The 3,369-nt window shown below is 59.6% G+C and carries 4 protein-coding genes and 1 pseudogene; 1 reads left to right on the top strand and 4 read right to left on the bottom strand.

Annotation, left to right across the window (positions count from 1 at the left end):
• From IE243_RS21395 to IE243_RS21385, 3 genes and pseudogenes are all read right to left on the bottom strand, one after another.
• Positions 1–367 (bottom strand): annotated as a pseudogene (locus IE243_RS21395) (IS21-like element ISFlsp1 family transposase); the annotation flags it as partial.
• A 68-nt stretch (positions 368–435) separates the two neighbouring features.
• The gene (locus IE243_RS21390; RefSeq protein WP_191321339.1) at positions 436–726 is read right to left on the bottom strand and encodes a hypothetical protein; all 291 of its coding nucleotides are present in this window, start codon (positions 724–726) and stop codon (positions 436–438) included.
• A gap of 54 nt (positions 727–780) precedes the next feature.
• Positions 781–1,299 (bottom strand): antitoxin Xre/MbcA/ParS toxin-binding domain-containing protein, encoded by a 519-nt coding sequence (locus IE243_RS21385; protein WP_191321338.1) that lies wholly within the window; start codon positions 1,297–1,299, stop codon positions 781–783.
• Between the two features lie 267 nt (positions 1,300–1,566).
• On the opposite strand from IE243_RS21385, the gene IE243_RS21380 reads away from it, so the two are divergent.
• On the top strand, positions 1,567–2,604 hold the full coding sequence (locus tag IE243_RS21380; RefSeq protein WP_191321337.1) for an IS110 family RNA-guided transposase: 1,038 nt from the start codon (positions 1,567–1,569) through the stop codon (positions 2,602–2,604).
• 578 nt (positions 2,605–3,182) lie between these two features.
• Here IE243_RS21380 and IE243_RS23260 read toward each other — a convergent pair.
• Positions 3,183–3,369 (bottom strand): hypothetical protein (locus IE243_RS23260; RefSeq protein WP_210319944.1); only part of this gene is annotated, 187 nt, incomplete at its 5' end.

The raw sequence follows: 3,369 nt of genomic DNA, 5'->3' as shown, positions 1-3,369 counted from the left end.
GCATCAGGGGAATGAACACTTCACGGCTGCGCAGGCGCGCCCGCGATACATAGGCGCGGATAATAGAGATCCCGCCGCTGAAGCCATGTTCATCGCGAAGACGTTCAAATATCCGGGTCCCGGTATGGCGCTGTTTGGAGTGAACCGTCCGGTCCGCCTCCAGTATGCCATCAATGATTGCCGTAAAGCCGGCCAGCTTGCGGCTGTATATGACGCCTGAGCGGTCATGGGCGGGTGGCTCGGGAAACCGGAGCATTTTGTCGACCGTCTTGCGGCTGATGCCAAAATACGCGGTCGTCTTGCGGCGGCTGTCGCCAGCAATAAGAACGGCCCGGCGAACTTTCTGATAAAGCTCCACTCTATTCATCCTCAGCCTTCGCCAAAAACGGAGGTTTAGCAGGACTGATATACTTTTATCCCGGTGAAACACGCCAGCTAATGGCCAACTTTATTTCCCGTGTTCACACCCGTTGAAAGCATTCCATTGTTCCCAACGTGGAGGAACGAAGCCAGAATGATGCCGGGATTTGAAATGCCGAACACCAGATCGTAGGGGTCATGGCGGTCTATCCGCTCGCGGACCTGCGGATCGTTGGTCCAGCCTGACAGATCGAATGCTGCGGTGAGGTCCCTGGCAGTGGCGACCTTGTCAAAAATGGCGATCGGAGGGAACTGGGACGAAATCAGCCTGTAAGCAAGCCGAGGAGCGGGCGAAGTCAGCAGCATTTCAGGTCCCTGGTCGACAAGGCGCGGTTGGGGCGCCGATCCGGCGCACCAGATCTATGACCAGATGATGTCGGTGTCGGTGTAGGGGCGGAAGTTCTCATCTGCCTCGTTGGGCTCCATGAAGAGCCCGCCGCGAGCACCGTCGAGAAAACCGCGGACCTGGAAGAGTGCGTCCTGTGATCCGCTCGTGATGAGTTCCATCGGAGCGCGGCCGCCGAATGTGGACGCTTTGTTTGGGCGTTTGAGCCACTCGAGTCCGGCTTCCTCTGAGTCGTAGAGGATTCGGAGGGCGCTATAAATGCCAAGTATCAGCGAGATCCGGATCAGGACGTCGAAGTCCAGGGTCAGATCGTGATGCTGTCGCCCCTTGCGCATCCAGGCATAAAAAGCCGTTTTCGGCTGATGGCCAAGAATGCGTAGACGCTCGGGTTCTTTGAGGTCCCACAAGTCGGCAATGGTAGCAAACGCGCGCAGACCGGGAGCGCTTACCCTCTTCCGACGCTCGGGCGCGACGATTTCGGGGCCAAGGATGTAAGGCTCTTGTGGTAAAGTGGCCTGTGGCGCAGTGTTCATGGGCCTTCCCCTTTTTCATCGGAAGATAGTCCTGAACGGAACATAGTGCAAAATGGGATCGTCATAAGGTCCCAAAGCCACGTTGCGTCAGGCCAATGCGTAGCGTTTCGTGCGGCCAGCGAGGAACTCATACATCATATCAGGTGTTTAAATTGGCTGATTGGTGGAGTTCAGGTGCCACTTGCCCCACCCCCCTTTATGGATGGCCCGCCCCTCCCGCCGGCGCCCGTGTAGGATGCCGGTGTTCAAGAACGGAAGGAACGGGCCATGAGCATAGTGATCCTGGGCATCGACCTCGGCAAGAACAGCTGCAGCATCGTCGGACTTGAGGCAGACGGATCGGTGGTTTTGCGACGGCGCCTGCGTCGCGATGGGGTGATCGGGTTCGCTGCAAAACTGCCTCCTTGCACGATGGCGATGGAGGCATGTTGCGGCGCTCATCACATGGGTCGTTCACTGGCGGAGCTGGGACACGAGATCCGGCTGATGTCGCCGGAATATGTGCGCCCGTACGTCAAGGCGCAGAAGAATGACGACCGCGATGCCGAGGCGATCGCGGAGGCGGCGACAAGGCCAACCATGCGGTTCGTAGAACTCAAGACTGAAGAGCAACTGGATGTCCAGACGCTGCACCGGGTGCGCGATCGTCTGGTCTGCGAGCGCACTTCGTTGACTAACCAGATCAGAAGTCTTCTGCTGGAGCGAGGATATGTCGTGGCCCAGGGTCACGGCAGGCTACGCATCATGCCTGGCGAGTTGCTGGATTGCGGCGCGAGCGCTCTGACCCCGCGCATGGCGTTCCTGCTTGGGGACATGCGGATCCGTTGGGACGAACTGGATCGCCGCATCGCCTCCTTTGACGCGGAGTTCGCAGCCATGACCCGGAATGACGACCGGGCGCTTCGGCTAACAGGAATCCCGGGCATTGGCGCGCTGAATGCCACGGCGCTGGTGGCCGCAGTCGGCAACGCAGCAACCTTCGGGAAAGGCCGCGACCTTGCCGCGTGGCTGGGCCTTGTGCCGCGTCAGGCCACTACGGGGGGAAGGCCGAAGCTGTTGGGGATCACCAAGCGGGGAAGCAGATACCTGCGCAAGATGCTGATCCAGGGCGCACGATCCCCCATGCCTTCTGTCGCCAAAAGCAACACGGCGACCGGATCATGGCTGCGGGCCCTTCTCGCACGGGTCCATCCCAATGTGGCTGTCGTCGCACTGGCTGCGAAGATGGCGCGAACGGTCTGGGCGTTGTTGCACCACGGACAGAATTACGCTGTGACGCCGGCAACAGCGGCCGGACGCATATAGAAAAGCGCCGGGCAGAACCAGCCCGACATGACGAGCTGCGAGCGGTGAAAGGAAGATGGCCTGACAGTCAATCGGTGTTCCGAAAACCTCCGGCGCAAAATGGCCCTCGAGGCCGGCCCCTTTATGAGGATCGGGACGCGCGGATTTCCATCTTGGCAGCGGCCATCAGGCCGACATGCCGGATACGTTTGTGCAGACTGCTCATGTCGTCATCAAGTCAGCGGTTGCATCGGGGCGGGCCATACGTTTGGATTGGGACATGCTAACCTGATAACCCCCGAATATCTTGGCGCGGGTCTGTTCGAGCCGTCTCTTGATCTGCTGGCAAATGTGAGAGCGGTAGTGAATGGTCAGTCAGCCGTTTTGGAGTTCTCCGGCGATGGTGGTCCTGTGCGCGAGATCCGGCAAGCTTGCTGCTGATTTTTTGAGCGGGTTGAAACCGTTTGATCCAGGATAGACTGGACAGACGCGAGCCTGGCGGCGCCGCACATCTGGACGCGGGCCTCCCCGGCCCTGTTTGAAGGCTGAAAGGAGCGCCTGACCGGCGGCGCTCCCAGGTGTGACACCCTAGCGACCTGTCAGGTCGCAACCTGGCCATAGTCTGTCTGAATTCCGAGGTGGGTGAGGATGACGCCTTCCGCGACCGCTACGAGTCGATCGGCGCCCGAACCAGCGAGCAGGGGATTTATGGCTACCAGTTCCCTGAGTGTCTGATCAGAAATTAAGTTGAGTGGTATCAGCAGGTTGGCTTGACAGCCTGGCCTG

The organism is Camelimonas fluminis (assembly GCF_014656355.1).
Taxonomy (GTDB): domain Bacteria; phylum Pseudomonadota; class Alphaproteobacteria; order Rhizobiales; family Beijerinckiaceae; genus Camelimonas; species Camelimonas fluminis.
The sequence above is the reverse complement of the archived record's forward strand: the minus strand, read 5'-3'. Positions and strand labels throughout refer to the sequence as shown.

Bases quoted from the DNA above. Each gene is read 5' to 3' on its own strand.
- IE243_RS21380 (WP_191321337.1), top strand. From the start codon at position 1,567: ATGAGCATAGTGATCCTGGGCATCGACCTCGGCAAGAACAGCTGCAGC.
- IE243_RS21385 (WP_191321338.1), bottom strand. From the start codon at position 1,299: ATGAACACTGCGCCACAGGCCACTTTACCACAAGAGCCTTACATCCTT.
- IE243_RS21390 (WP_191321339.1), bottom strand. From the start codon at position 726: ATGCTGCTGACTTCGCCCGCTCCTCGGCTTGCTTACAGGCTGATTTCG.